The following is a 344-nucleotide window of genomic DNA, read 5'->3' as shown; positions in this document are numbered from 1 at the left end:
ATGCGAATTTTTTCATGACTTTCACCTCATCTGGTTTTTAAGAAAAGTACACACCGATCCGCTGACTGTCAATCTCTTGAATCGGGATGGTCATATCATAAATATCTTCAAGCACGGAGGTTTCAATGATCTCCTCCGCCGGCCCTTCTTTGACGATCCGTCCGTTTTTCAGTGCGACGATATGGTCTGAATATACGGATGCGAAGTTGATATCGTGAATCACTACGACGACCGTTTTTCCGAAGTCTTCCACAAGCCGCTTCAACAGCTTCATCATTTCAACGGAATGCTTCATATCTAAATTGTTCAGCGGCTCATCGAGAAAAATATAGTCCGTATCCTGA

1 protein-coding gene is annotated in these 344 nt (G+C 43.3%); it reads right to left on the bottom strand.

All coding sequences use genetic code 11. The features are described from left to right. Positions 1-37: 37 nt before the first annotated feature. Positions 38-344: ATP-binding cassette domain-containing protein (locus SB658_RS22565; protein ID WP_486308200.1), on the bottom strand; the 307-nt coding region annotated here is incomplete at its 5' end.

This window comes from Bacillus sp. SIMBA_008 (assembly GCF_046535495.1).
Lineage (GTDB): Bacteria > Bacillota > Bacilli > Bacillales > Bacillaceae > Bacillus > Bacillus subtilis.
The sequence above is the reverse complement of the archived record's forward strand: the minus strand, read 5'-3'. Positions and strand labels throughout refer to the sequence as shown.